The sequence below is a fragment of the Embleya sp. NPDC005575 genome (assembly GCF_040605455.1).
GTDB lineage: Bacteria > Actinomycetota > Actinomycetes > Streptomycetales > Streptomycetaceae > Embleya.
In genome coordinates this window covers 17,209-42,616 of the sequence record NZ_JBEXCV010000028.1, presented here as the reverse complement: position 1 = coordinate 42,616, position 25,408 = coordinate 17,209, and the positions used below count along the sequence as shown (strand labels likewise).

The following is a 25,408-nucleotide window of genomic DNA, read 5'->3' as shown; positions in this document are numbered from 1 at the left end:
CCCGTCCCGGTGTGGGCCCTCTTGCATGTCCATCTCGGCGATCCGCCGACTCTCGACCGTCAGCCGAACCGGCCGGCGATGTAGTCCGCCGTGGATTCCTGGGTCGGCGCCGAGAAGATCGTCTCGGTGTCGCCGATCTCCACCAGCTTGCCGGGCTGACCCGGGCCCGCCAGGTTGAAGAACGCGGTCTTGTCCGAGACGCGCGCGGCCTGCTGCATGTTGTGGGTCACGATCACGATCGTGTACCGCTCCTTGAGCAGCGCGATCAGGTCCTCGATCGCGAGCGTGGAGATCGGGTCTAGCGCCGAGCACGGCTCGTCCATCAGCAGCACCTGCGGCTCGACCGCGATCGCGCGCGCGATGCACAGCCGCTGCTGCTGGCCGCCGGACAGGCCCGCGCCGGGCTTGCTCAGTCGGTCTTTGACCTCGGTCCACAGGTTCGCGCCGCGCAGTGAGCGCTCGACGATCGCGTCGAGGTCGCCCTTGCGCTTGATGCCCGCGAGCTTGAGCCCGGCCGCGACGTTGTCGTAGATCGACATGGTCGGGAACGGGTTGGGCCGCTGGAAGACCATGCCGACCGTGCGGCGGACCGCGACCGGGTCGATCTCGCTGCCGTACAGGTCCTGCCCGTCCAGCGCGACCGATCCGTCCACCGAGGCGCCCGGGATCAGCTCGTGCATCCGGTTCAGCGTGCGGAGGAAGGTGGACTTGCCGCAGCCGGAAGGACCGATGAAGGCCGTGACCGAACGCGGCTCCATGGTCATCGAGATGTCCTCGACGGCCTTGTGCGAGCCGTAGTAGGCGTTGAGTCCGGCAACTTCGATGCGCTTGGTCATTCCTGCCTCGAGATCGGTACGGATGTCGGTGCCGCGGTCGGCCGTTCGGGTCGTCGTCGTGGGCTTCATCGGCCCGCCTTCGGTGCCTTCCAGCGGGCGATCAACCGCGCCGCCAGGTTCAGGATCATGACGATGATGATCAGCGTGAGCGCTGCGGCCCAGGCCCGTTCCTCGGCGAACTGGTTGCCGGCGTGGTTCTGGTCGAACACGTACAGCGGCAGTGCCGATTGCCACCCGGAGAAGGGGTCGGTGTTGATCGACTGGGTGAGCCCGACGAGCAACAGCAGCGGGGCGGTCTCGCCGATCACGCGGGCGATGGAGAGCATCACGCCGGTGACGATGCCGCCGAACGCGGTGGGCAGCACCACCTTGAGCACCGTACGCCACATCGGGATGCCAAGGGCCAGGCTGGCCTCGCGCAGCTCGTTCGGGACCAGCTTCAGCATCTCCTCGGCGGAGCGCACCACGGTCGGCAACATCAGGATCATCAGCGCCAGCGACCCGGCGAAGCCGGAGGCCTCGAAGCCGAGCATCATGATCCAGAAGGCGTAGATGAACAGACCCGCGACGATCGACGGCAGACCGGTCATCACGTCGACGAAGAAGGTGATCGTCTTGGCCAGCCGGCCGCGCCCGTACTCGACCAGGTAGATCGCGGTGAGCAGACCGATCGGGACCGCGATCAGGGCGGCCAGGCCGACCTGCTCCAGGGTGCCGATGATCGCGTGGTAGACGCCGCCGGTGTCGTCCCGGGCGCCCACGCCGCGCATCGAGTGGGACAGGAAGTACGGGGTGAGCTTGTCCGCGCCGCGCTGGATCGTGTAGCCAAGCAGCGAGACCAGCGGCAGCACGGCGAGCACGAACGCGGTGGAGATCAGGCTGGTGGCGAACCGGTCCCGGGCCCGACGGCTGTCCTCGAAGCGCCACGAGACGGCGGAGAGGGCGACGATGAAGGCCACTCCGCCGAGGAAGACCGCGAGGCCCCAGTTGTCCAGGGTCAGCTTGAACACGATCGTCAGCAACACGCCGCCGGCGGCGATCGCCCACGGCACCTGACGCGGCAGGGTGCGACGGGTCAGCGAGGCCGCGCGCGGGTCCGCCAGACCGGCGCGATCGGTCTCGACCGCGTCCGTACCGATGCCCGGGCGCTTGTCGCCCGTGTCCAGGACGGTCATGAGTTCGCTCCAGAGAACGCCTTGCGCCGGTTGATGACGATGCGCGCGGCACCGTTGACGAGCAGCGTCATGATGAACAGGACCAGGCCGGAGGCGATCAACGCGCCGCGGCCGATGTCGTTGGACTCGCCGAACTGGTTCGCGATGTTCGCCGCGATCGTGTTGTTGCCCGGGTCCAGGATGTGGATCGAGACGTTGAAGCTGGGGGAGAGCACCATGGCGACCGCGATGGTCTCGCCGACCGCGCGGCCGAGGCCGAGCATCGACGCGCTGATGATGCCGGGCTTGCCGTAGGGCAGCACCGCGACCCGGATCATTTCCCAGCGGGTGGCGCCGAGTGCGAGCGCGGCCTCCTCATGGGCGCGGGGTACCTGGAGGAAGACTTCACGGGTGACCGCCGCGATGATCGGCAGGATCATGATGGCCAGCACGATGCCGACGGTGAACAGCGTGCGGGCGGTGACGCCCGCCTGCTCCTTGTCGAACAGCGGGATCCAACCGAGGTAGTCGGACAACCACGCGTGCAGGCCGAGCAGCTTGGGGGCCAGGAAGATGTAGCCCCACAGGCCGTAGACCACGCTGGGCACCGCGGCCAGCAGGTCGATGACGTAGCCGAGTGTCTGGGCGATCCGCCGGGGGGCGTAGTGCGTGATGAACAGCGCCACCCCCACCGCGACCGGCACCGCGATGAGCATCGCGATGGTGGCGCTGACAACCGTCCCGAACACCAGAGTGACGACACCGAACGCGGGCTTCGCCGTGTTCGGGTCCCAACCCTGGTCGGTCAGGAAGCTGCCCTGGTTCTTCGACAGTGCGTCCGTCGCCTTGACCACGAGGAAGATCGCGATCGCGGCCATGATGGCGAGCAGGCTGATGCCGGCGCCGCGGGCGGCACCGGAGAAGATCCGGTCGCCTGGCCGAACCTTGGTGCGCTTGGCCGAGGGGGCCTTGCGCTCGGGTTCCGCCGGTGCGGTGGGAGTGGTGGTGGACATCTCTCTCCGTACGAGTCGGTCGCTCAGCGGGCTCGGACTAGGACAGACCGGCCACGGCGGCGCGGACCTTGTCCGCGACCGTCGTCGGGAGCGGCGCGTAGCCGATGCCCGCGAGGACCTTCTGGCCTTCGGCGCTGGAGGTGTAGTTGAGGAAGGACTTCAGCAGCGGGAGCTTGTCCGCGGCGGTGCCCTTCTCACAAACGATCTCGTAGGTGACCAGGATGATCGGGTAGGCGCCCTCGGCCTTGGTCGCGTAGTCGACCGACAGCTTCAGGTCGTTGCCCTCGCCCACGATCTTGGCAGCCTCGACGGCCTTGCCCGCGGCCTCCGGGGTGAGCTTGACCGGGGCCGACGCGCCCGTGTTGATCTGCGCGATGCCCAGGCCGGAGTTCTCCGCGTAGGACTGCTCCATGTAGCTGATGCCGCCCTGCGTCGACTTCACGATGGAAGCGACACCCTCGCTGCCCTTGGCACCCTGACCGCCCGGGGCCTTCCAGTCCTGGGCCGCGTCGAAGGTCCAGTCGGCGCCGGCCGCGGCCTTGAGGTACTTGGTGAAGTTCTCGGTGGTGCCCGAGGCCTCCGAGCGGTGCACGGTCTGGATCGCGGTGGCGGGCAGCTGCGCGTTCGGGTTCAGCGCCTTGATCTCGGCGGCGTCCCACTTGGTGATCTTGCCGGAGAAGATGCCGGCGATCGTCTTCGCGTCCAGGGTCAGGTCCTTGACGCCGGAGACGTTGTACGCGATCGCGATCGGGCCGGTCACCATCGGCAGGTTGATCGCCTGGCCGGGGGCGCACGCCGCGCCCGCCTTGGCGACCTCTTCCGGCTTGAGCGCGGAGTCGGAGCCGGCGAAGGTGACCTGCTTGTCGAAGAACGACTGACGGCCGGTGCCCGAACCCGAGGACGCGTAGTCGATCGAGGCACCCGAGCACTTGGCCTGGTACGCCTTGATCCACTCGTCCATCGCGTTCTTCTGGGCGCTGGAACCGGCGGCGGCGAGCTTGCCGGTGCCGCAGTCACCCTTGGGGGTCTCGGCGCCGGGGGCCGCCGCGCCCTTCGTCGACGACTTCTTGTCGTCACCCGAGCTGTTGTCGTCGGAGCCACACGCGGCCAGCGTGAGCGCGCCGGCGAGTGCCAGGCCGGTGAAGCCGATACCGCGACGGACACTGCGGGGCCGAATGGTCACGGCGCTCCCTTTCGATCGAACTCAACTCGTGTGCGGCGTTCCGAATGGTCGCCGTCATCCATGAAGTTAGGCCGTGAGAATGAAGCGATCCGCCGCGCAAAGTGAACCGAAGGTGAACTCGAACGGTCGAGTCAGATAAGCCGACCGCTGGATGAATTGTCCGTCCATGTGCGCATTTACTACCCGTGAACTGGGGCTTTGGCGCACCGGCCGAATCGTGTTCATCGGATGTTCAGATACGCGCAGTGTGACGTTGGGTAAACCGTGATCACGGCTTGACCAAGTGCTCAGCTTCCCGTCGGGTAGGGAGCGTAACGGCCCATGGCCACAACTCGACCCGCCCACGCGTGCAATACGGCGAACTCCCCGGGCAACAACGGCTCGACGGCCAGCCGGGTGGCACTCATCCCGGGGCCGGCGCCGGGCAGGTCCGGAACGGGTGCGCACAGCAGGGTCGGCCGGCCGCCGCGCAGCGCCTGGGCCACCGAGCACGAGGTTGCCCGGACCCGCGCGCCCACGGCCGCGACATAGGGCGCCACCGTCGCGGCGGCGGCCGACTCCGCGCAGCCGTACACCTCGACCGGTCCGAACGCGGCCAGCATCGGCACCAGATCCCGGGCGAACGCCGGGCCCGCGCGCAACACCAGGACCGGCACCGTCGCGGGCGGCGGCCCGGTGCGAAACGCGTCGGTCAGCGACGCGGTGTACTCCGGGGTCCCGGTCAGCGTCGCGGCCTGCTCCGGCGGACCCCACCACATCCGGTCCACCTCGTGATTGGCGACGAACTCGCCCGCGACCGCCTCGGCGACCCAGTAGCGGTTGATCTTGATTCGATCGCGCGAGCGCATCGGATAGCTGCGCACGCCCAGCTCGCGTCCCAGGATGGCCCGATACCCGGTCTCCTCGGCGATCTCGCGGACCGCGGCCACCACCGCGGGCTCGCCCGGCTCCAGCTTGCCCTTGGGGAAGGACCAGTCGTCATAGCGCGGCCGATGCACCAATCCGACCTGCACCGCGTCCCCCGCCCGACGCCACAACACCCCGCCCGCGGCGAGTACCGGGTGGTGGTCGGCGGGCGCGACCCCGGGCGGGTCATCCATCGAGCCACGCCCGCGCTTCCGGGGTGCCGGCCCTGGGCCACACCCGCGTGAACGCGTACCGCTGAGCCGTGGCGACCCGCCGCTCGTGCGCGTACAACTCGCCCAGGACGAAGGCGGCGGGCCCGCCGACCCGGGGACCGGCCGCGAGCTCGGCGACCGCGTCGGCGGCGATGGTCGCGTCCTGGTGCACGCCGAGCACCTCGGTCACCGCCTTGAGCCGCCGGGCCAGCCGAGCGGCCGGCGGGCCGAACGCGGGCACGCACATGTCGGCCGCGTAGCGGGCCCGCTTGGCCAGGATCCGCACCCGGTGCCAGGCATCGTCGTCGGTGCCCGCGTACGGGGTGAACCCGGCGTGGTCGGCCGGATAGGGCACGCCCGCTTCCGCCAGCGGCAGCGCGTCGGCGGCGCGGTCCAGCCGGCGCAGCGTCCGGGCGACCAGCTTGGGCACGAGTTCGGCGCCCGGCGCCGCGGCCCGCTCGGTGAAGGTCAGGCCCAGAGCCGGCTCCACCAGGTCCGCGGACAGCGTGGTGAACACTCCCGTACCGAGCGCGGTCAGCGCGCGGGCCCGACCGGCGCCCAGATCGCCGCGCATTCGGCGGGTGACGATCGCCCGGGCCCGAGCCGAGCCGGGGCGCTCCGGCAGCGTGTCCAGGTCGGCCAGCAGGCGCTCCAGCAGCACCTCGGCGTCCCGCTCGCCCGCGAGGGCGTCCGCCGCGTCGCGCAACCGGGTGCGCAGTCGTGCGGCGGGCTCCGGCGCCACGAGCGGCCCGCACGTGGCCAGCGCGCTGCGGATCCGTCGGGCGGCCACGCGCGCGTTGTGCGCGGCCTCCTCCTCGCCCGCGCTCAGCCGGGGCAGCTCGTCGATGAACGCACCGGCTTCCCCGACCAGATGGGCGAGCAGGATCGCGCCGGCCGAAGTGTCCTCGGCCGCCGCGCGCTGCCGAGGAATGGTGGTCTCCTGCTTAGTCCGGCCCACGTCTGCGCCTCCGGGTCTCGATGAGGTGCTCCTGCACGTCACGAAGCCGGCTGCCGTCGGCAGCGGTCGCGTGCCTGGTCCAGGTGCCGTCCCGGTCCAGGTGCCAGGACGCGGTCTCCGCGCTCATCCCCAGGTCCATGAAGGACGTCATCTCGTCGCGGTGTCGGTCACCGCGCAACCGCACCGCCGCCTCGACCCTGCGGTCCAGGTTGCGGTGCATCAGGTCGGCACTGCCGATCCACACCTCCGGTTCGCCGCCGCCGGCGAACACCCACACTCTCGAGTGTTCCAAAAAACGCCCGAGAATACTGCGTACTCGGATGGTCTCGGACAGACCGGGAACGCCCGGGCGCAGTGCGCAGATGCCCCGGATCCACAGATCGACCGGGACGCCGGCCTGCGAGGCACGGTAGAGCGCGTCGATCACCAATTCGTCGACCAGCGAGTTCGACTTGAGCCGGACGTACGCCGGCAGCCCCTGCTCGTGGTTGGCCACCTCGCGCTCTATCCGCTCGACCAGCCCGTTGCGCAACGAGTGCGGGGCCACCAGCAACCGCCGAAACGATTGCGCGCGCGAGTAGCCGGAGAGCCGGTTGAACAGGTTCGACATGTCCTCGCCGACCTGCGGGTCGGCGGTCAACAGGCCCAGGTCCTCGTAGAGCCGGGCCGTCTTCGGGTTGTAGTTGCCGGTGCCGATGTGGCAGTAGCGGCGCAGCGTGTCGCCCTCCTGGCGGACCACCAGGCTCAGCTTGGAGTGCGTCTTGAGCCCCACCACGCCGTGCACGACATGGCAGCCGGCCTGCTCCAGCTTGCGCGCCCAGGTGATGTTGGCGTGCTCGTCGAAGCGGGCCTTGAGCTCGACCAGGACCAGTACCTGCTTGCCGGCCTCGGCCGCGTCCACCAGGGCGTCCACGATCGGCGAGTCGCCCGAGGTGCGGTACAGGGTCTGCTTGATCGCGAGCACGTCCGGGTCGGCCGCGGCCTGCTCCAGGAAGGCCTGGACCGAGGTGGCGAACGAGTCGTAGGGGTGGTGCACCAGGATGTCGCGCTTGCGCATCGCGGCGAACACATCGGCGGCCTGCGCGGTCTCCACCTCGGCCAGGTCGCGATGGGTGCCGGCGACGAAGCGGCCGAACTTGAGTTCGGGCTTGTCCAGGTCGGCGATCGCATGCAGACCGGTCAGGTCGAGCGGGCCGGGCAGCGGGTAGACCTCCTTCTCGCCCACGCCCAGCTCGCGCACCAGCAGGTCGAGCACGTGCGGGTCGATGGTCTCCTCGACCTCGAGCCGGACCGGCGGACCGAACCGGCGGCGCATCAGCTCCCGCTCCAGTGCCTGGAGCAGGTTCTCCGCGTCGTCCTCCTCGACCTCGAGGTCCTCGTTGCGGGTGACCCGGAAGGCGTGGTGGCCCAGCACGTCCATGCCCGGGAACAGGTCGCCGAGGAATTCGGCGATCACCTCCTCGAGCGGCACGAAGCGGGCCGGCGCGGTCTCCACGAAGCGCGGCAGCAGCGGCGGCACCTTGACCCGGGCGAAGTGCTCGTTGCCCGAGCGCGGATTGCGCACGATCACGGCCAGGTTCAGCGACAGGCCGGAGATGTACGGGAACGGGTGCGCCGGGTCGACCGCCAAGGGGGTGAGCACCGGGAAGACCCGCTCGCGAAAGAGCGCGTACAACGACTGCCGCTCGCCGTCGGTCAGGTCGTCGAAGCGCAGCAACTGGATGTCGGCCTCGCCGAGCGCGGGCAGCACATCGTGGTGGAAGCACGTGGAGTGCCGGGCCATCAGTGCGCGGCTGCGCGACCAGATGTTCTCCAGCACCTCGCGCGGCTGTAGGCCGCTGGCGGCGCGCACCGCGAGACCGGTGGCGATCCGGCGCTTGAGACCGGCCACCCGAACCATGAAGAACTCGTCGAGGTTGGACGCGAAAATGGCCAGGTATCGCGCCCGCTCCAGCAGCGGTGTGCTCGGGTCCTCGGCGAGTTCGAGCACGCGTTCGTTGAACGCCAGCCAGCTGCCCTCCCGGTCCAGAAACCGGTCCGGCGGCAACTCGTCCTCCGGATGCGGCGGGGCCGCGGCCGCCGAGTTCGTGCCGCCGGCCTTCGCCGGTGGCACGGCCACGGTCAGGTGTCGGGAGGATCGAGCGGCAGGGGTCTCGGCGTTCATCAGACCATTGTCATTTCGCGGCGGTCTATGCGCACCTGTGCGACCCCGACCCGAAACAGATGTTCGCCAGGTTTCACACGGTGTTCAGCGCCGGTACATGACATCGACAGTGTGTATGCGAAAGCCCAGACGGGTGTACACCTTGACCGCCGCCTCGTTGTCCGCGTCCACATAGAGCAGGGTTTCGGTGAGCGGACGGCCATCCACGGTGCGCTGGGCCAGGTGCCGCAGGCCCACCGAGGTCAGCAGCGCGCCGAGCCCGCGACCCTGCGCCGCCGGGTCGACACCGACCACGTACACCTCGCCCAGCGGGCCCGAGTCCGCGGTCGCGGGGTGTGTCTTGGTCCAGTGGAAGCCGAGCAGCTCGCCGGTGTTCGGGTCCTCGGCGAGGAAGAAACCGGCCGGGTCGAACCACGGTTCGGCGAACCGGCGGCGCAGATCGTCCGCCGTCCACGCGCCCTGCTCGGGGTGGTGCGCGAAGGACTTGGCGTTGAGCGCCAGCCAGGCCTGGTCGTCCACGCCCGGACGGAAGGTGCGCAGCCGCACGTCGGCGGGCATGTCCGGGTCGGGCACCGGGGTGGCGGCCGCGCGGCGCATCTGCCACAACTCGCGGAACGCGGCGAAGCCCAGCGCCGCGGCCAGCCGCTGGGCCGCGGGCAGCTTGCCGTGCGCCCACACCCGCAACCGGCCGGCCTCGTCGATCCGGGCCGCCTCGGTCACCAGCGTCTCCAGCAGCGCCCGGCCCAGGCCCGCGCCGCGCGCGGCCGGAGCGACGAACAGTTCGGCGGACGGGCCGTCCACGAGATCCGAGCCGTCCAGGTGTGCGAAGCCGACGATGGCGGCGCCGTCCCGGGCGAGCACCTCGCGCGCCGCCGGTGCGCCGTGCCGCAGCTCCAGCCGGGACTGTTCGGACAGCGGCGAGGCGCCGTCGACACCGGCCGTCGCCTCCGCGAGGGCCGACACGGCCGAGGCGTCTTCCGCCGAGGCCCGATTCACCGTCTCGATCGACACATCCGCGAGGTCCATGGCCTCCACGGTACTGAGCGGCGCCGTGGGTGGTTACGCGGCCGTCAGCCGCAGCCGCAGCTGCGGCGGACCACCAGCGTGGACGGGAAGGTACGCACCCGCGGGTCGCCGGCCGCGGCCGGTTCGCGCTCCAGCGCCAGCTCCACCGCGGCGCGGGCCATGCCCGGCCGGTCGGAGGTCACCGTGGTCAACGGCGGATCGGCGATGGCCGCCTCGGCGATGTCGTCGAAGCCCACCACCGCGAGGTCGTCCGGCACCCGCACGCCCGCCTCGCGGGCCGCGTGCAGGACGCCCATCGCCTGGTCGTCGGTCGAGCAGAACAGCGCCCGGGGCCGATCCGGGCCGGTCAGCAGCGACAGCGCGACCTGGTAGGCGCCGAACCGACCGAAGGGTGCCTCGTGCAGCAGACCCTCGGTGGGCAGCCCGCGCTCGGTCATCGCCCGCCGCCAGCCGGTTACGTGGTCGGTGACCGGGTCACCCGAGTCCGGCGTGCTGGCCGGACCGCCCAGGCAGTCCACCCGGGTGAAGCCGTGGGTGTCGAGCAGGTGGCGGACCGCGGTGTAGGCGCCCTGGACGTCGTCCAGGATGACCGCGTCACCGCCGAGCGCATCGGGCTGACGGTGCATCAGCACCACCCGCACGTCCCGGGTGGCGATCTCGCGCGCGGCGCGCTCCGAGGGACCCTGGCTGACCAGCACGAGCCCGGACACCTGCATGCCGAGGAACGCGCGCACGTAGTGCAGTTCGCGGTCGTCCTCGTAGTCGGAATTGCCTATCAACACCAGCCGGCCCTGCTCGAACGCGGCCTGTTCGACGGTGTGCGCGAGTTCGGCGAAGAAGGCTTGCCGGGCGTCGGGCAGCACCAGGCCGATCAGGTTGGTCCGGCGGCTGGCCATCGCCTGGGCCACGCTGTCGGGCCGGTAGCCCAGCTTGTCTATCGCGGCGAGCACACGCTCGCGCGTGGCCGGCGCGACGGGGCGCGGGCCATTGTTGACGACGTAGGAGACCACCGCGGTGGAGGTCCCCGCGAGGCGGGCGACGTCGTCGCGGGTCACTTTGGGCACGCGGTCATTGTAGGGATGGGGACCGGCGCGACTCACGGGAGTTCACAACCTGGACGGGGGACGCGATGGTCCTCCGCGTTCTTCCGGATACGTCTGCTTTGCACTGCTATGTAAGGGATATGACGCCCCGTCGGCTCCACCGACGGGGCCGGTGCCGAGCGAGGGGTCACGTACGCACGGGTCACGTACGCGCGGGTCACGAGCGTTCGGCGAGCGCGGGCTCGCCGACGCCCCGATCGGGCACCACGAACCGGTAGCCGACGTTGCGCACCGTGCCGATCAACGACTCGTGCTCGGGCCCGAGTTTGGCTCGCAGGCGGCGCACGTGCACATCCACCGTGCGGGTGCCGCCGAAGTAGTCGTAACCCCACACCTCCTGCAACAACTGGGCCCGGGTGAACACCCGGCCCGGGTGCTGCGCGAGGTACTTGATCAGTTCGAACTCCTTGAACGTCAGGTCAAGCACCCGACCGCGCAGCTTCGCGCTGTAGGTGGCCTCGTCGATGCTCAGGTCGCCGTTGCGGATCTCGGTGGGCTCGTCCTCGGCCCCCTGCGCCGCCTGGAGCCGGCCGATCGCCAGCCGCAGTCGCGCCTCGACCTCGGCGGGGCCGGCGGTGTCCAGCAGGACGTCGTCGACGCCCCAGTCCGCGGTCAACGCGGCCAGCCCGCCCTCGGTGGCCACCAGCACCAGCGGGGCACCGACCCCGGTGGTCCGCAACACCCGACACAGACTGCGCACCTGGGGGAGGTCACGCCGACCGTCGACCAGGATGACGTCCGCAGCCGGCGCGTCGACCAACGCGGACGCCTCCGCCGGGGCCACGCGTACCTGGTGCAGCAGCAGACCGAGCGCGGGCAGCACCTCGGCCGACGGCTGGAGCGCGTTCGTGAGCAGCAGCAGTGCACTCAACGGGACACCTCCCAAAACAGGCACAAAACACGAAAGGACCCGGGGCATCGTCGCCCGGATCCTTCATTGGTCGCCGACTCGTCCGATTTCGTAACCGTTCGGGAACCACTTCTGGGGTCCTTGGGGTGTGCCCGTCATCGAAGGTGAGCCTGCGAAGTCAGGATAGCGAACATGTCTCCGGGAACCGACCTACCCGTGGATCTTCCCGCACTGCGGACACCCAACGGACCCGGTTTTCACCGGAATGCCTGCACCCGACCTCCCGCTCCACCCACGACACCACCGCTCGGACCAGCGCGACACACACCCGGAAGCCGATTCCGACCCACCCGATCGAGCCCCCACAACCACCCATGGGTTCACCGATTCGTGGCACGCCCGGAAGGAGCGCGCGGCGTGGAGGGCACCCGGCCGCGTTGCGCGAGCAACCCGGTGGGGTGTGGCCGGTGTCGGGCGAGTCCGTTTCGCGTGGGGTGGGCCGTGTGCTTCCGGGGCGTGGCGCCTGTCCGCTTCGCGGCTACCGCGGGCCGGTCGCCGCGCGTCGGGGTGAACGTACGCCGGAGGATGATCCCGGGGGCGCCTGGGCCGAGTGGTCGGTGCGGAGGCGTCATCATGGATGCTGCACACTTCGGGGCCGCCGGTACCGGAGGCTGCGACGCACACACGGACACACGGGAGGGCGCGCGATGGCGGTCGGCACCATGCGGTACTGGGCCGCGGCGAAGGAAGCCGCGGGCACGGCCGAGGAGCCGTACGACGCGGCCACTCTCGCCGAGGCGCTGCGGCGCGCCCGGGAGCGGCACGGCGACTCGATCCGCTTCGGCGCGGTCGTCGCGAACTGCTCGTTCGTCGTGGACGGCGACCCCGTCGGGCGGCGCGACCACACGGCGATCACCCTGACCGAGGGCGGCACCGTCGAGGTCCTCCCTCCCTTCGCCGGCGGATGAGCGGCCGGCGCGGGCGCCCGGCGGGCGACCGATACGAGGAACCGGGCGGCTACGACCCCGGGGCGATCCACCCGGGCGAGGCCCCGTTCGACCCGAGCCTGTCGGGACCTGGTTACGGCGAGCAGGCGTTTGCGCCGCCCGGCGAGTACTACGGCGAGCCGTACGACGCACCGGCCGCCGCGTCGTACGACGGACGGCACGGCGGCTACGCCGAGCCCGGGCAGTACGCACAGCCGGCCGCCGGCGACCACGGCTCGCACGGCTACCCGGCGACGCCGTATCCGGCGGAACCCCGGCCACACGAGACCTACCCGCAGGACACCTACGCCCAGGAGCCCTACCCGCACGAGTCCTACCCGCAGGAGCCCTACCCCCAGGGCGCCTATGCGCAGGCTCCGCAGGCCCTGCAAGCCCCGCAGGCACCCCAGGCGTACGCCGAACCCGTGCCGACCGCGCCCGCCGGCGGATACGGCTACCCGGACGCCACCGAGGTGCTGCCCGCGCTCGCCGAACCCGGGCGGGACGGTTACGGCTCGGGCTACGCGGACCGGGACGGTGCGACGAGCATGCTGCCGGCCATCGTCGAGCCGGTTCCCGAGTCCGGGCCAAATTCGTACGGCGGGTATCGACCCGAGGACGCCCATCTGCGGGACGAGTCGGTCGACCGGGCCGCCTTCGACCACGAGCAGAACCACCCCGACTTCGCCGCCGACTTCACCTACGACGGCGACCACCCGGACGACGCGCCCGCCATATACGACGCCCCCGCCGAATACGACCTCCCCGACTCCGGGCGCCGCCTCGCCCGCGTGCCGGCCCAGCGCACCGGCGAGGTGTCCACGCGCTCGGCCCGGACGCCGATCTGGGATCCGCCGGGCATGTTGCCGGCGCTGTGCACAGTCGGCCTCGCCGCCGTCCTGGCGGTGACCGCGGTCGCCGGGAAGCCGGCCCTCGTGCTCGGCGTCGCGTTCCTGCAAGTGCTCACCGCTGTCGGGTGGTTCCGGCTCAACGGCATGTGGCCCGCGCGCCAGGGCATCGCGCTGGTCGTGGTGGCCGCGTTCGGTACCGACATCGCGGTGTACGCCAAGGGCGAGCAGGGCCTGGCGAGCGTGCCCGCCGTGCTCGCCGGGACGTTGCTGGTGATGCTCGCGCTCCAGGCCCGGAGCGGCGCCCGGCCGGGCGAGTTGTTGCCCGCGCTCACGGTGACCACGTCCGCTGCGCTGATCACCGCTTTCGACGTTGCCTACCTGGTCGCGGGCGAACTCCATGACGGTCCGATCGACGCGGGCGCGGCAGTGGTGTCCGCGGCGCTCGCGGCCGGTGTCGCCACGCTGGTGCGGGCGGTGCCGCTGCCGCCGGCCGTCGCGCCGATCCCGTCCTGGCTGCTCGGCACTGCGGCCGGCGCCGCCGCGGGCATTGCTCTCGGCGGCGACGCCCCGTACGCCGCGCTGCTCGGCGCCGCGGCCTCGGCGCTCGGGCTGCTCGGCCGACGGGTCGCCGGATACGACCATCCGTCCAGGTTCGTTCACTTCACCGCCGGTGTGTCCCTGCCGCTCGCACTCGCCGCTCCGGCGGCGTATTTGCTGGGCAGGGTCATGATCGGCTGATTAACCGTGCGGCGGCGGCTCCGCCACGGGAGGATGCGGCCATGCCGTGGATACACCGCCGGTCCCGTCCCGGGAGCCGGGATGAACCGCCGGACCCGCCCACCCGTGCAGAGGGTGTGGCGCAACGTTCGAAAGTGCTCGGCGTCGAGGCCCAGGCCGATCCGGCGGCGGCCCGGGCCTTCCTGGCCCGGCCCCCCGCCGGGGACGAGCGGCCCGCCGCCGACCCGCTGCACTCGGCCTCGCGAATATCGACCGCCGACGAAGCGGTCATCCGCACGCTCTACCTCGAACACGGCGGCCCGCTCCTCGGCTTCGCGTTGCGCCTGACCGGCGGCGATCGGGCCTTGGCCGAGGATGTGGTCCAGGAGACGCTGCTGCGTGCCTGGCGTCATCCCGAGGCGCTGGACCCGGCCCGGGGCTCGGTGCGGGGCTGGTTGTGCACGGTGGCCCGCAACGTGGTGATCGACGTCGGCCGGGCCCGTCGGGCCCGACCGCCCGAGACCGGCGACGCGGTGCCGGCGACGGTGGCGGACGAGGGCGCCGAGGCCGAGTTCGACCGGGCCGTGCTCGCGTGGGACGTCGCCGACGCCATGGCCGCACTGAGCCCCGAACACCGGGCCGTGCTGTTGGAGACCTACTACCGGGGCAGTTCGGTGGCCGACGCGGCCAAGACGTTGGGTGTGCCCGAGGGCACGGTCAAATCACGGACGTACTACGCGCTGCGAGCGCTGCGCGTGGCCTTCGAGGAAAGGGGGTTGGTCCCGTGACGGACACCGGGGACGAGAACGCGGTGGCGAACGGCGCCGCTCCCGATGCGCATCCGCCGAAGCCGGCGGGCCCACCCGCCCGGCTGAGCTGCGCGGTGGCCCGCCTGGACCTCGGCGCGTTCGTGGTCGGCGCCCTCGGCGAGGGAGAGGCCGCCCGAGTCCGGCAACACGTGGCCACGTGCCCGCGCTGCCGGGCCGAATACGAGGAACTCGCGGGCCTGCCCGCCCTGCTCGCCCGGCTGACCGAGGCCGAGGCCGAGGCCAGCGGCGCGGCCGCGAACGGCACCGCGCCCGCACGCGTGTTGTTCGCCGCGGCCCGGCAGGCGGATCGGCGCCGCCGGTTGCGCCATGCGGTGGCCGCCGCGGCGGCCGTGCTGATGGTCCTCGCGGGGTTCACCGGTTGGGCCCTCGGGGACTCCTCGGACACCGGCGGCACGGCCGCCGCACCGCCGAAGACCGCGGCGCCGGGGCACCCATCCGCGACGGCCGGGCCGGCCGGTACCGCGCCGCCGCCCGGGCAGCCGGGCGGTCGGGTCGCCCGCGGCGGCGACCCGCGCTCCGGCATGGGCGCCGAACTGCGCTACGCCGCCACCGCGTGGGGCAGCAGCGTGGACCTGTCGCTGTCCGGCATCCGGCCGGGTACCCGCTGCCAGTTGGACGTCTACGGCACCCGGGGCCGGGTGGAGACGGCGTCCTCGTGGGTGGTCCCGAACGGCGAGTACGGACCCGGCGATCCGATTCGGGGCGCGACCAGCATCCCGGTCGGTGAGATCACTCGGTTCGCCGTCAAAACGGTCGGCGACGGCGAACAACTGCTGGAGATTCCGCCCTCGCAACCATGACAAATCGGTGCCAATTGTCCGTCCATCTCAATGGGCGGACAATTTTGTCTCACATCGTGGGCCAGGCATGACACGGGTGGCTCAGCTCCCTACGATCGATGTTGTGAAGCGACAGGCGGATGACCTCACCAAGCGGCGCGCAGTGGACCTGTGCCGCACGCAGACCTGCCTGTGTTGCGCTGACTGACTTGCCGACAGTCGTCGATCGGCGATCCGCCCGAGGCGGATCGCGACCGACCGTCGGACCCGGGACCCGAACCGTGTGACGACGCGGTGGAACGGGCACCCGGCCCCCGCGTAGCCACCACGGACACACCCACACCCCCGCCTGCCGCGGCGCCGCGGCACGACCGGGTGTACCCCGAGACCGCGTACCCCCACATCCGCGGCAAGCCCGCGCACTTCTGCACCGGAGGTATCCCCATGAGCCGCTCCGACGTTCTGGTAGACGCCGACTGGGTCCAGGCCCACCTGGACGACCCGAAGGTCGTGCTCGTCGAGGTCGACGAGGACACCAGCGCCTACGTCAAGAACCACATCCGCGGCGCGGTGCGCATCGACTGGCGCGACGACCTGCAGGACCCGGTCAAGCGCGACTTCGTCGACGAGGCCGGCTTCTCCGCGCTGCTCTCGGCCAAGGGCATCTCCAACGACGACACCGTCGTGCTCTACGGCGGCAACAACAACTGGTTCGCGTCCTACGCCTACTGGTACTTCAAGCTCTACGGCCACGGCGACGTCAAGCTGCTCGACGGCGGTCGCAAGAAGTGGGAGCTCGACTCGCGCGAGCTGGTCGTCGAGGTGCCCGAGCGCGCCGCGACGAACTACGTGGCCAAGGAGCAGGACACCTCGATCCGCGCCTGGCGCGACGACGTGCTCGCCGCGATCGGTTCGCTGAACCTGGTCGACGTGCGTTCGCCCGACGAGTTCTCCGGCAAGCTGCTCGCCCCGGCGCACCTGCCGCAGGAGCAGTCGCAGAAGGCCGGCCACGTGCCGACCGCGAAGAACATCCCGTGGTCGAAGGCCGCCAACGACGACGGCACCTTCAAGACCAACGAGGAGCTCACCGCGCTGTACGAGGGCGAGGGCGTGGACCTGGCGAAGGACACCATCGCCTACTGCCGGATCGGCGAGCGCTCGGCGCACACGTGGTTCGTCCTGCACGAGCTGCTGGAGCAGGGCAACGTCCGCAACTACGACGGCTCGTGGACCGAGTACGGCGCGCTGGTAGGCGTGCCGATCGAGCTCGGCGACGGCAAGTGACCGACGGCTACACCACCTACCCGACTTCAGGGAGCAAGAACGATGTGCGGTGCGAAGGCCGGCGGCCCGGATCTGGCAGGAGTTGACGTGGCGAAGGAAACCATCATTCAGGGGGCGGTGACCAAGGGCGGGCAGCCGATCAACGGCTACGTGCGCCTGCTCGACGCGGGCGGCGACTTCACCGCCGAGGTGCCCACGTCCGCGACCGGCCAGTTCCGGTTCTTCGCGGCGCCGGGCAACTGGACCGTGCGGGCGCTCGTCCCCGGCGCAACCGTGGACCGCAGCGTCGTGGTGTCCGAGAAGGGCACCGTCGCCGAGGTCGAGATCGCGGTCTGACCCCGACGGGGGCGGGTCTCCTTCGGACGTACACCCTCGGACCCCGCAGCCCGATCGGCGGCAAAACGGCTCCACCCCTCCCCACGTGCTCGGGGGAGGGGTGGAGTCGTTCGGTGTGTGTCCAAGGTCGCAGGGGCAGAAAGGTTTCCGTATCTTCGGTGGATCCGCCGGGGGGCAGACCTTTCGGAGTAGGGGACACCGGAAGCAACGCGCGACGCCGGGAGGCAACACGTGGCATGGATGATCGTGATCATCGCGGGAATCCTGGAGACCGGCTTCGCCATCATGCTCAAGCAGAGCCACGGATTCACCCGGTTGTGGCCCACGGTCGGCTTCGCCGCGTGTGCACTGGGCAGCTTCGGGCTGCTCACCTATGCGCTCAAGTCGCTCGAGGTCGGCCCCGCGTACGCGGTGTGGACCGGAATCGGCGCGGCGGGCACCGCGTTGGTGGGCATCTGGCTCCTGAACGAGGGCTCGTCGCCGCTCAAGCTGATCTCGATCGGCCTGGTCCTGCTCGGTGTGATCGGCCTGAACATCTCCGGGATCAGCCACTGATCCCGGGCCCGTGCGGGCGGACCGTCAGTACACCAGCGCCTGGGCGTCGTCCGCGAGCGCTTCCTGGACGAACACCTGGGCCCCGGCGATCCGGATCCCGGGCAGCACGTCGTCGCCGGTGATCTCCCGGCGCGCCGCGCACTGCGTGCACAGGGTCACCCGGCCGCCCGCGATCAGCGCGTCGAGCAGATCCGGCAGCGGCGCGGCGTGCGGCAGTTCGAACTCGGCGGCGCGCCCGGGCAGCGCGAACCAGGACGACTCGCCGGTGAGCCACACCGATACGTCCACGCCCGACGCGAGCGCCACCGACGCCACCGTGAACGCCTGGGAGCAGCGCTCCGGCGCGTCCTGACCTGCGGTGACCTTGACCACGAGAGATCGCTTCACGGCTCGCAGCCTATACACTGAGGCCGTTTGGCACCCGGCCAGGTCGACCTGGCCCACCCGTACGAAGCACGAGGAGCACCCGGGCGATGCACATCTTCTTCATTGCGCTGCTGGCCGTGGTCGGCGTCCTCGTCGCGTGGTTCGCCGCGCTGACCGTGTCCAAGCTGTACAAGGGCCAGAACTGACGCCGAGCCCGGTAGGCTGACCCGCCGTACCCGACCCCGGAAGCGGCCGCCCCACCATGATCGAAATCCCGGACGACCTGCACTTCGACGCCGTCCCGCTCGCGTTCCTGCTCGGCACCTGGGAAGGCGCCGGTGTCGGCGACTACCCGACCATCGAGGCGTTCCGCTTCGGCCAGCAGGTCACCTTCGGCTACATCGCGAACAAGCCGTTCCTCACCTACACCTCGCGCACCTGGCTCCTCGACGACGAGGGTGAGCGGGTGCGTCCGCTGGCGACCGAGACCGGCTTCTGGCGCTCGAAGCTGGACGGCTCGGTCGACGTGACCCTCGCCCACCCCACCGGAATCGTGGAGATCTGGCTCGGCAAGGTGGACGGCCCGCGGCTGGAGATGCGCACCGACGTGGTCGCGCGCACCGAGGACGCGAAGGAGTACACCGCCGGCCACCGGCTGTACGGCCTGGTCAAGGGCGAGTTGATGTACGCGTACGACATGGCCGCGATGGGTCACCCGCTGCAGGCCCACGTCTCCGCCCAACTCAAGCGCGTCGACGCGGACCTCGCGGCCGAATAGCGCTGGACGCCGCCGAACCGGACGCGACCGCGCGCAGTGGCCCGGGGGCCGGTTCGCCCTCGTAAACTTCCATGTGTGAGCACTGACTGGAAGCACGAACTTCGGGAGAAGGGCTACCGGCTCACGCCGCAACGCCAACTCGTCCTCGAAGCGGTGAACACCCTGGGCCACGCGACACCGGACGAGATCCTGGTGGAGGTGCACAAAACCGCCGGTGGGATCAACATCTCGACCGTCTACCGCACCCTCGAACTGCTCGAACAGCTCGACCTGGTCACCCACACCCACCTGGGCCACGGTGCGCCGACCTACCACCCGGCGGACGTCGGCGGCCACCTGCACCTGGTCTGCCGGGACTGCCGGCGGGTGATCGAGGTGGGCACCGAGATCGCCGCCGCGATGGGCGAGCGGCTGCGCGCCGAGCACGGGTTCGACATCGACCTCGCGCACTTCGCGATCTTCGGCCGCTGCGCGGAGTGCACCGCCGCCCGGGTTTCCTGAGGCAACGGCAACGGCAACGGCCGGGCCGGTCTCGTACTGTGGGGACATGCCCACGAGCCCTTTGTTGTCCCTGCCCGGCGCGGTCGCCGCGGAAGCCCCCGACGCCGGTGTCGCCGCGCACTACGGCGATCCCCTGCGTGAACAACGTCGGCTGGAAGCGGGCGAGGGCTTCGTCGATCTCTCGCACCACGACGTGATCAAGGTGAGCGGTCCGGATCGGCTGAGCTGGCTGCACTCGCTGACCACGCAGCACCTGATCGGGCTGAAGCCGCACGAGGCGACGCTGACACTCGTGCTGAGCCCGCACGGGCACATCGAGCACGCGCTGTACGGGGTCGACGACGGCGAGGCGTTCTGGGCGCACCTGGAGCCCGGCGAGGCGCCGGCCCTGGTCGAGTTCCTGGACCGGATGCGCTTCATGCTGCGGGTCGAGGTCGCGGACGTGTCCGCCGACTTCGCGATCATGCACGAGGCGGGCGCCGGCGACGCGCCCGAGGACGTGCTGGTGCGCGAGACCGCATACGGGCGCGAGCTGTTCCTGCCGCGCGAGCGGCTCGAGCGGTATGGGCGCGAGCACGTGCACCCGGCGGGCATGTGGGCCTACGAGGCGCTGCGGATCGCCGCGTACCGGCCTCGACTGGGTCTGGAGACCGACCACCGCACGATCGTGCACGAGCTGGGCCTGATCGACACTGCGGTGCACCTGGACAAGGGCTGCTACCGGGGCCAGGAGACGGTCGCGCGCGTGCACAACCTGGGTCGGCCGCCGCGCCGGCTGGTCTTCCTGCACCTGGACGGCACCCCGGAAGCACTGCCCGAGCACGGCGCGCCGGTCGAACTCGCGGGCCGGCAGGTCGGCTTCGTCACCAGCTCGGTGCGCCACCACGAACTCGGCCCGATCGCGCTGGCGCTGATCAAGCGCAACACCGCGGTGGACGCCGAGCTCCTGGCCGGCGGTGTGCCGGCGACCCAGGAGGTCGTGGTCCCCGCGTGACCTTGGGGCCTGCGGGTTCTTCGCTCCAGCCCCCGGCTTCGACCTAGCGGATCTCGCGGCGGCGGATGCGGTGCAGGCGCCGCCGCTGCGAGCGGTCCAGGGCGAAGTAGGCGACGACCGGCAGGCCGATCGCGACCGCCACGATGGTCCAGGCGATCCACGAGGGCAGCACGATCAGCGCGATGATGGCGACGACGATCCCGGCCGCGATGTACGGCCCGCGGTGCGACATGGTCCAACCCCTTCGGTCGGTGTACCCGAGGCCCATTCTCCTTCCCCGTTCGGCCGAGGAACATGGGGAGAACCCCCGGAACCGGTGAATCCCGGGCGGGTTCTCGCACTCGCGCCCCGAGGTCACATGTCCACGACGAGGGTCATCGGGCCGTCGTTGACGAGTGCGACCTTCATGTCGGCCCCGAACACGCCGGTGGCCACCTCGGCACCGAGCGCGCGCAGCGCCGCGACGACCTCGGCCACCAGGGGTTCGGCGACCGGGCCCGGCGCGGCCTCGTTCCAGGTCGGCCGACGACCCTTGCGGGCGTCGCCGTACAGGGTGAACTGGCTGATCACCAGCAGTGGCGCGGACAGGTCCGAGCAGGATTTCTCGCCGTCCAGGACGCGCAGGCTCCACAGCTTGGCGGCCAGTCGGCGGGCGATCTCGGGAGTATCGGTGTGCGTCACGCCGACCAGGACGCACAGTCCGGGGCCCACGATCGAGCCGACCACCTCCCCCTCGACGGTCACGGATGCTTCGGTCACGACCTGCAGGACGGCACGCATGGGCCCATTCTGCACACCCGTCCGGACCGATTCCGCAGCATGTGGCACGCGGTGGTCTGCCCGACATGACACGATGCGTCTCATGGTGGATCTTCCCGACGGAGTGGCCCCGGAGGCCATCCGCGCACTCACGCTGAGTCGGGTTCGCGAACTCATGCGCGACGCTCAGCGCGAGGAGAACGATCTGTCCTATCTGCGGAGGCTGCTCCAGGGGCGGATCGACATCCTGCGCGCCGAACTGGCCCGGCGATCCGGCCGGGACGGTGCCGAGCCGACCTCGCCGGTGGTGGGCCGGCTGCCCGAGATCCTGTCCGAGTCCAGACCACCCACCCGCGGCGCGCGACACGTCAACGTCCAGCCGCCGCGCACCGATCGCTACCGCAGCTGGATCGAGCAACTGCTCGCCGACGTGGGCCTGTCCGACCTCGCCGCGCACACCGACACGGAGTTGGGCGAGGCGCTGGACAAGCTCGGCGCCCACGAACAGGAGGTGTCCTCGCGTCGGCATCGCCTCCAGCGCACCGCCGACGACTGCGCCGCCGAGATCACCCGTCGCTACCGCGAGGGCGAGGCGAAGGTGGAGGACCTGCTGTCGGGTCGATGACCACCTCGACGGCACTCCCCGATCCGATCGCCCGGCCCCCGGTTCCCCCGTTCGGCGCCTCTTTGCATACGGCTGCAAGCAGTGTGCTTGCAATAGCAAGCGCGGTGTGTGCATGCTGAAGCCATGGCTGGTCTGAACGTCGGCTCGCTGGGTGAGTACATCCGGGAGCAACGCCGCAACGCGCAATATTCGCTTCGGCAACTCGCCGAGGCGGCCGGGGTCTCGAACCCCTATCTGAGCCAGATCGAGCGCGGCCTGCGGCGGCCCAGCGCGGAGATCCTGCAACAGATCGCCAAGGCGCTGCGTATCTCGGCCGAGACGCTCTACGTGCAGGCGGGCATCCTCGACGAACGCGAGGAGGGTGACCGTGAGGTGCGCACCGCGATCATGGCGGATCCGGCGATCAACGACCGCCAGAAGCGGGTCCTCATAGAGATCTACGAGGCATTCCGCAAGGAGAACACACAGGACGGTGGCGTGCGGGACGAACGGGGCGCCGCCGACGGAACCGTGAACGGCAAGGCCGGCCGGGCCGTAACCGACCACCTCGATCCCGAGGAGTGAGGAACACCATGGCTATCGCCACGGAACTGAAGAAGACCCTGACCGACACCACCCCGCTGTACGCCGTCGCCGGCGCCGGCGACCTGGTGGTGGAGAAGCTGCGGGAGCTGCCCGAGCGCTTCCGGACCGAGGTCACCACCGACCCGAAGGTGCTGCGCGAGCGTCTCCAGACGCTCCCCGACCGCACCCAGACCTTCGCCAAGTCCCAGGTGGACAGGGCCAAGGAGCTCTACGAGGACCTCGCCGCGCGCGGTGAGAAGCTGGTCAAGCGGGTCGACCGGCAGGAAAGCACCAAGCGGGCCAAGACGGCCGTGCGCACGACCGAGAGCAAGGCCAAGGCGACCACGACCGCGACCAAGCGCGGGGTCGCCAATACCAAGACCCAGGCCAAGTCCGCGGCGACCGCCGCCGGCAAGGCCGCGGACGCCGCGGCGAACGCCGTCGAGCAGGCCGCCCGCAAGGTCGGCGACTCGGGCAGCAAGCCGGCCGGCGTCTCGAACGCCTGAGCCTCGGCATACCGATCCACCCGATGCCGCCTCGGCAACCCCCGAGGCGGCATCGGGCATGCCAGACTGGAATCCCGCACGACGCGGCGGCACGCGGCGGCCGCGCAGAGGAGGATCGATGGAACTGGCCATGGCCGATGGTCTGCTGACGGCCAAGTTCGACCAGCTGCTGACCTGGCTCTTCCTCGGCATCTTGCTGCTCAAGGTGTTCTGCCTGTTCGACGCCGCCTTCCGGCGCGAGGACGCGTACCGCGCCGCGGACAAGAAGAAGAAGTCCTTCTGGCTGATCCTGCTGGGTGTCGCGGTCGTGGTCGACGTGCTGCCCACCGGCCTGGGCCTGATGCTCATGCTCGCCGGGCTGGTCGCGGCGATCGTCTACCTCGTCGACGTGCGTCCCGCGCTCAAGGAGGTCGCCGGCGGTCGCGGGGGCGGTCGCAACATGGGGCCGTACGGCCCCTGGTGAACCGCCCCGCCGCACTCAGCGCGTGGGCAGCTTGACCACCGAGACGAAGAACTCGTCGATGTGCCGCACCACGTGGATGAACTGCTCGAAGTCCACCGGCTTGGTGACATAGGCGTTCGCGTGCAGGTGGTAGCTGCGCAGCACGTCCTCCTCGGCCTCGGACGTGGTCAGCACCACCACCGGGATCCGGCGCAGGTCCTCGTCCGCCTTGATCTCCTCCAGCACCTCCCGCCCGTCCTTGCGCGGCAGGTTGAGGTCCAACAGGATCAGGTCGGGGCGCGGCGCGTCGACGTACTCGCCCTCGCGCCGCAGGAATGCCACCGCCTCGACGCCGTCGCTGACCACATGCAGCGAGTTGCGCACCTTGTTGTCCTCGAACGCCTCGCGTGTCATCAGTACATCGCCCGGGTCGTCCTCGACCAACAGGACCTCGATGGCTCCCGCGACGGGATGGGTCATGCGTTGCTCCCTCGTGCCGCTTCTTCTTCGGCCGGTCCCTGGGACTGCGGCTCGGATGTCTTCGGTTCCGGATCCGGCGCGGACTCCGGCATATCCGGGGCCGGGGCCAATTCGTGCGGCTCCGGCGGTTCGACGGGCGGCGGGCCGGGCAGCGTCCAGCGAATCGTGGTGCCGTCGGTGACCTCGGCATCCAGCCAGATCCGGCCGCCGTGGTACTCGACGATCTTCTTGCACATCGCCAGGCCGATGCCGGTACCGCCGTAGGCGTCCTTGGGGTGCAACCGCTGGAAGATCACGAAGATCCGATCAGCGTATTGCGGTTCGATCCCGATGCCGTTGTCGGCGCAGGAGAACTCCCACTGCTCGCCGTCCCAGCGGGCTCCCAGATGTACGCACGGGGCCTCCTCGGCGTGGAACTTGATCGCGTTGCCGACCAGGTTCTGCACCAACTGGCCCAGCAGCAGCCCGTCGCCCGGCACCGTGGGCAGCGGGTCGGCGGTGATCCGCGCGCCGCTCTCCTCGCGCGCGACGGCCAGCGCTTGCAGCGCGTGATCCAGGCAATCCCGCATGTCGACGTCGCCCTGCTCGGTGTCCAACCGGCCCACCCGGGAGAACGCGAGCAGGTCGTTGATCAGCGTCTGCATGCGCTTGGCGCCGTCCACCGCGAACGTGATGTACTGGTCGGCGCGATCGTCCAGTTGGCCCTTGTACCGCTTCTCCAACAGCTGGCAGAAGCTGGCCACCTTGCGCAGCGGCTCCTGCAGGTCGTGCGAGGCCACGTAGGCGAACTGTTCCAACTCGGCGTTGGACCGACGCAGATCCTCGGCCTGCTCGTCGATCAGTACCCGGGCCGCCTCGGTGCTGTGCAACTCCTCCACGATCCGGTCACGCATCGAGTTCACGTCGCGGGCGAGCGCGGTGATCTCGGCCGGTCCCCGGCCGGTCAGCACCAGGCTGTATCGGCCCTCGGTGACCTGGCGGACCTGCTCGCCCAGATGCTCCAGCGGGCGGGTGACCATCCGCCGAAACAGCAGTGCGATCAGCAGGACCAGCGCGGCGAACAGCGCGGCCACCGCGATCAGCGTCGCGGTCAACATGGTGGCGTCGCTTGCCAGTTCGTTCCGGGCCTGAGTCCGTTCGCGGTCCAGATCGGCCTGCTGGGCCGTGGTCGCCGCGCGCACCGCGTCGAACAGTTGCTTGCCCTGATCGGGCATCGCGCCCGTGGCGGTGGCCGCTCGGTCGGCGAGCGCGGGTTCCGCGTAGGCCTCCCGCCAGGTCCGCGCCCGGGCGCCGACCTCGGCCAGGTCGGACCGCAGCCGGTCGCCCTTCGCGGAACCCGCCAACAACCGCGCCAGGCTCGCGTACGCCCGGTCCCCGTCGGCCCGGCCCTGCGCATACGGCTCGCGGAAGCTCGGGTCGCCGCTGATGATCCAGCCCCGGACGCCGGTCTCCTGGTCGATCAGCGCGTTCTCCAGCCGCAACGCGGCGTTCGCGGCCGGTTCCAGGCGGTCGAGCACGGTGTGCCGCGAGTCGTTCAGCCGGGATATCGCCAGCGCGCCGACCACCGCGGAAAGCACGATCACCAGCGCCAACAGGCCCAAGCCCAGGGCGACGACCTGGCGCATACGTGGTCCGCCCTGTCGCACTCGC

General features: G+C 70.7%; 29 protein-coding genes. 14 read left to right on the top strand and 15 right to left on the bottom strand.

What is annotated here, in order from left to right:
* Window positions 1-59: 59 nt before the first annotated feature.
* The 10 genes from pstB to ABZS54_RS12605 form a co-directional block, all read right to left on the bottom strand.
* The gene (gene pstB, locus ABZS54_RS12650) at window positions 60-836 is read right to left on the bottom strand and encodes a phosphate ABC transporter ATP-binding protein PstB (RefSeq protein WP_355534080.1); all 777 of its coding nucleotides are present in this window, start codon (window positions 834-836) and stop codon (window positions 60-62) included.
* A gap of 65 nt (window positions 837-901) precedes the next feature.
* On the bottom strand, window positions 902-2,011 hold the full coding sequence (pstA, locus tag ABZS54_RS12645) for a phosphate ABC transporter permease PstA (RefSeq protein WP_355534037.1): 1,110 nt from the start codon (window positions 2,009-2,011) through the stop codon (window positions 902-904).
* Window positions 2,008-3,003: a phosphate ABC transporter permease subunit PstC gene (gene pstC, locus ABZS54_RS12640; RefSeq protein ID WP_355534035.1), complete on the bottom strand. Its 996-nt coding sequence runs from the start codon at window positions 3,001-3,003 to the stop codon at window positions 2,008-2,010. Before pstC ends, pstA begins: the two co-directional genes overlap by 4 nt.
* Before the next feature lie 37 nt (window positions 3,004-3,040).
* Window positions 3,041-4,186, bottom strand: coding sequence for a phosphate ABC transporter substrate-binding protein PstS (gene pstS / locus ABZS54_RS12635; RefSeq protein WP_355534033.1), 1,146 nt, complete (start codon window positions 4,184-4,186; stop codon window positions 3,041-3,043).
* A gap of 287 nt (window positions 4,187-4,473) precedes the next feature.
* On the bottom strand, window positions 4,474-5,286 hold the full coding sequence (locus ABZS54_RS12630; protein WP_355534031.1) for an NUDIX hydrolase: 813 nt from the start codon (window positions 5,284-5,286) through the stop codon (window positions 4,474-4,476).
* The gene (locus tag ABZS54_RS12625; RefSeq protein WP_355534029.1) at window positions 5,279-6,262 is read right to left on the bottom strand and encodes a CHAD domain-containing protein; all 984 of its coding nucleotides are present in this window, start codon (window positions 6,260-6,262) and stop codon (window positions 5,279-5,281) included. The genes ABZS54_RS12630 and ABZS54_RS12625 overlap by 8 nt, the downstream gene beginning before the upstream one ends.
* On the bottom strand, window positions 6,249-8,426 hold the full coding sequence (locus ABZS54_RS12620) for an RNA degradosome polyphosphate kinase (protein ID WP_355534027.1): 2,178 nt from the start codon (window positions 8,424-8,426) through the stop codon (window positions 6,249-6,251). Before ABZS54_RS12620 ends, ABZS54_RS12625 begins: the two co-directional genes overlap by 14 nt.
* Window positions 8,427-8,510: 84 nt before the next feature.
* Window positions 8,511-9,452 (bottom strand): mycothiol synthase, encoded by a 942-nt coding sequence (gene mshD / locus ABZS54_RS12615; RefSeq protein WP_355534025.1) that lies wholly within the window; start codon window positions 9,450-9,452, stop codon window positions 8,511-8,513.
* A gap of 44 nt (window positions 9,453-9,496) precedes the next feature.
* Window positions 9,497-10,516: a LacI family DNA-binding transcriptional regulator gene (locus tag ABZS54_RS12610; protein ID WP_355534023.1), complete on the bottom strand. Its 1,020-nt coding sequence runs from the start codon at window positions 10,514-10,516 to the stop codon at window positions 9,497-9,499.
* A gap of 196 nt (window positions 10,517-10,712) precedes the next feature.
* Window positions 10,713-11,426: a response regulator transcription factor gene (locus ABZS54_RS12605; RefSeq protein ID WP_355534021.1), complete on the bottom strand. Its 714-nt coding sequence runs from the start codon at window positions 11,424-11,426 to the stop codon at window positions 10,713-10,715.
* Window positions 11,427-12,112: 686 nt separating this feature from the next.
* On the opposite strand from ABZS54_RS12605, the gene ABZS54_RS12600 reads away from it, so the two are divergent.
* The 7 genes from ABZS54_RS12600 to ABZS54_RS12570 all read left to right on the top strand — a co-directional run bounded on the left by ABZS54_RS12600 (window position 12,113) and on the right by ABZS54_RS12570 (window position 17,743).
* Window positions 12,113-12,373 (top strand): MoaD/ThiS family protein, encoded by a 261-nt coding sequence (locus ABZS54_RS12600; protein ID WP_355534019.1) that lies wholly within the window; start codon window positions 12,113-12,115, stop codon window positions 12,371-12,373.
* Window positions 12,370-13,980 carry a hypothetical protein gene (locus ABZS54_RS12595; RefSeq protein WP_355534017.1) on the top strand — a complete coding sequence of 537 codons (1,611 nt, stop codon included), beginning with the start codon at window positions 12,370-12,372 and terminating at the stop codon, window positions 13,978-13,980. The genes ABZS54_RS12600 and ABZS54_RS12595 overlap by 4 nt, the downstream gene beginning before the upstream one ends.
* 134 nt (window positions 13,981-14,114) lie before the next feature.
* Complete coding sequence (locus tag ABZS54_RS12590; protein WP_355534015.1) at window positions 14,115-14,747, top strand: sigma-70 family RNA polymerase sigma factor; 633 nt, start codon at window positions 14,115-14,117, stop codon at window positions 14,745-14,747.
* A complete protein-coding gene (locus ABZS54_RS12585; RefSeq protein WP_355534013.1) occupies window positions 14,744-15,589 on the top strand; it encodes a zf-HC2 domain-containing protein in 846 nt (281 codons plus the stop codon). Before ABZS54_RS12590 ends, ABZS54_RS12585 begins: the two co-directional genes overlap by 4 nt.
* A gap of 423 nt (window positions 15,590-16,012) precedes the next feature.
* A complete protein-coding gene (locus ABZS54_RS12580; RefSeq protein ID WP_355534011.1) occupies window positions 16,013-16,852 on the top strand; it encodes a sulfurtransferase in 840 nt (279 codons plus the stop codon).
* Between the two features lie 42 nt (window positions 16,853-16,894).
* Window positions 16,895-17,188: a DUF1416 domain-containing protein gene (locus ABZS54_RS12575; protein WP_020552259.1), complete on the top strand. Its 294-nt coding sequence runs from the start codon at window positions 16,895-16,897 to the stop codon at window positions 17,186-17,188.
* Between the two features lie 231 nt (window positions 17,189-17,419).
* Window positions 17,420-17,743, top strand: a complete 324-nt coding sequence (locus tag ABZS54_RS12570) for a multidrug efflux SMR transporter (RefSeq protein ID WP_355534009.1) — start codon at window positions 17,420-17,422, stop codon at window positions 17,741-17,743.
* A gap of 24 nt (window positions 17,744-17,767) precedes the next feature.
* Here the strand turns inward: ABZS54_RS12570 and ABZS54_RS12565 are convergent, their stop codons facing one another.
* The gene (locus ABZS54_RS12565) at window positions 17,768-18,130 is read right to left on the bottom strand and encodes a DsrE family protein (protein ID WP_355534007.1); all 363 of its coding nucleotides are present in this window, start codon (window positions 18,128-18,130) and stop codon (window positions 17,768-17,770) included.
* Window positions 18,131-18,371: 241 nt separating this feature from the next.
* Between ABZS54_RS12565 and ABZS54_RS12560 the strand changes: the two genes are divergently transcribed.
* The 3 genes from ABZS54_RS12560 to ABZS54_RS12550 all read left to right on the top strand — a co-directional run bounded on the left by ABZS54_RS12560 (window position 18,372) and on the right by ABZS54_RS12550 (window position 20,382).
* Window positions 18,372-18,887, top strand: coding sequence for an FABP family protein (locus ABZS54_RS12560; protein WP_355534005.1), 516 nt, complete (start codon window positions 18,372-18,374; stop codon window positions 18,885-18,887).
* A gap of 75 nt (window positions 18,888-18,962) precedes the next feature.
* Window positions 18,963-19,388, top strand: a complete 426-nt coding sequence (locus ABZS54_RS12555) for a Fur family transcriptional regulator (RefSeq protein ID WP_355534003.1) — start codon at window positions 18,963-18,965, stop codon at window positions 19,386-19,388.
* A gap of 46 nt (window positions 19,389-19,434) precedes the next feature.
* On the top strand, window positions 19,435-20,382 hold the full coding sequence (locus tag ABZS54_RS12550) for a glycine cleavage T C-terminal barrel domain-containing protein (protein WP_355534001.1): 948 nt from the start codon (window positions 19,435-19,437) through the stop codon (window positions 20,380-20,382).
* A 43-nt stretch (window positions 20,383-20,425) separates the two neighbouring features.
* On the opposite strand, the gene ABZS54_RS12545 is transcribed toward ABZS54_RS12550, so the two are convergent.
* Both ABZS54_RS12545 and dtd read right to left on the bottom strand, forming a co-directional pair.
* The gene (locus ABZS54_RS12545) at window positions 20,426-20,614 is read right to left on the bottom strand and encodes a hypothetical protein (RefSeq protein WP_355533999.1); all 189 of its coding nucleotides are present in this window, start codon (window positions 20,612-20,614) and stop codon (window positions 20,426-20,428) included.
* Between the two features lie 122 nt (window positions 20,615-20,736).
* A complete protein-coding gene (gene dtd, locus ABZS54_RS12540; protein ID WP_020552251.1) occupies window positions 20,737-21,162 on the bottom strand; it encodes a D-aminoacyl-tRNA deacylase in 426 nt (141 codons plus the stop codon).
* 82 nt (window positions 21,163-21,244) lie between these two features.
* Between dtd and ABZS54_RS12535 the strand changes: the two genes are divergently transcribed.
* The 4 genes from ABZS54_RS12535 to ABZS54_RS12520 all read left to right on the top strand — a co-directional run bounded on the left by ABZS54_RS12535 (window position 21,245) and on the right by ABZS54_RS12520 (window position 23,299).
* On the top strand, window positions 21,245-21,766 hold the full coding sequence (locus ABZS54_RS12535; protein WP_355533997.1) for an ABC transporter substrate-binding protein: 522 nt from the start codon (window positions 21,245-21,247) through the stop codon (window positions 21,764-21,766).
* 123 nt (window positions 21,767-21,889) lie between these two features.
* Window positions 21,890-22,330 (top strand): helix-turn-helix transcriptional regulator, encoded by a 441-nt coding sequence (locus tag ABZS54_RS12530; protein ID WP_355533996.1) that lies wholly within the window; start codon window positions 21,890-21,892, stop codon window positions 22,328-22,330.
* A gap of 8 nt (window positions 22,331-22,338) precedes the next feature.
* A complete protein-coding gene (locus ABZS54_RS12525) occupies window positions 22,339-22,836 on the top strand; it encodes a hypothetical protein (protein ID WP_355533994.1) in 498 nt (165 codons plus the stop codon).
* 142 nt (window positions 22,837-22,978) lie between these two features.
* Window positions 22,979-23,299, top strand: coding sequence for a DUF2516 family protein (locus ABZS54_RS12520; RefSeq protein ID WP_355534078.1), 321 nt, complete (start codon window positions 22,979-22,981; stop codon window positions 23,297-23,299).
* Window positions 23,300-23,314: 15 nt separating this feature from the next.
* Here the strand turns inward: ABZS54_RS12520 and ABZS54_RS12515 are convergent, their stop codons facing one another.
* Both ABZS54_RS12515 and ABZS54_RS12510 read right to left on the bottom strand, forming a co-directional pair.
* Window positions 23,315-23,758 carry a response regulator gene (locus ABZS54_RS12515; RefSeq protein ID WP_355533992.1) on the bottom strand — a complete coding sequence of 148 codons (444 nt, stop codon included), beginning with the start codon at window positions 23,756-23,758 and terminating at the stop codon, window positions 23,315-23,317.
* Window positions 23,755-25,383, bottom strand: a complete 1,629-nt coding sequence (locus ABZS54_RS12510) for an ATP-binding protein (protein ID WP_355533990.1) — start codon at window positions 25,381-25,383, stop codon at window positions 23,755-23,757. Before ABZS54_RS12510 ends, ABZS54_RS12515 begins: the two co-directional genes overlap by 4 nt.
* Between the last annotated feature and the right edge of the window lie 25 nt (window positions 25,384-25,408).